The sequence below is a fragment of the Brevinematales bacterium genome (assembly GCA_026415355.1).
Taxonomy (GTDB): Bacteria; Spirochaetota; Brevinematia; order DTOW01; family DTOW01; genus SKYB106.
On sequence record JAOAHF010000066.1, the window covers coordinates 1 to 627 of the forward strand.

Consider the following 627-nt stretch of genomic DNA (forward strand, 5'->3'; position numbering starts at 1 on the left):
TAAGAAGAAACAGGATTAGGAGACTAATAAGGGAGAATTACAGGTTGTATGAGGATTTTATAAAGCAGGGCTATGATTGTGTGTTTGTTGCGAGAGTTTCGGATGATGTTCCTGGCTTTATTGAAATCAAAAAAGAAATGAAGTTTTTATTTAAGAAGTTGAATATATTTGACCGGGAGAAATGGGATTGTTTAAAAGGTGTTTAGTGTTTTTGATAAGGATGTATCAAAAATGGATATCCCCGATGAAAGCTCCAAGCTGCAGGTTTCATCCTACATGTTCCCAATACGCCGTAGAAGCTGTAACCAAATATGGTTGCATAAAGGGTGTATATCTGTCAGCAAAAAGGATTGCAAAATGTCATCCTTTTCATCCGGGGGGATATGACCCGGTTAAATAGAACGAGGAATTCAATTATTGGATTATGGAGGTTTTTAAACCTGTCGTTAATCTTAACAGTGAACGTAAAGGAGAAAGTTTGATGCTCGATTTTATATCATATCCGTTAGGCAGTTTTTTACATTTTATATACAATAATCTCGCATTTTTCAGCTACGGGCTTTCAATTATTATATTTACATTTTTTATCAGGCTGGTTCTGCTTCCTCTGACAGTAAAGCAATATGC

General features: G+C 35.6%; 2 protein-coding genes. Both read left to right on the top strand.

Features of this window, described 5'->3' with window-relative positions:
* Positions 1 to 206: ribonuclease P protein component (locus tag N2712_08075; protein MCX8029934.1), on the top strand; the 206-nt coding region annotated here is incomplete at its 5' end.
* 38 nt (positions 207 to 244) lie between these two features.
* Complete coding sequence (gene yidD / locus N2712_08080; protein ID MCX8029935.1) at positions 245 to 400, top strand: membrane protein insertion efficiency factor YidD; 156 nt, start codon at positions 245 to 247, stop codon at positions 398 to 400.
* Positions 401 to 627: the final 227 nt, after the last annotated feature.

Excerpts from the sequence above, each read along its gene's own strand:
- yidD (MCX8029935.1), top strand. The coding sequence starts at position 245 with ATGAAAGCTCCAAGCTGCAGGTTTCATCCTACATGTTCCCAATACGCC.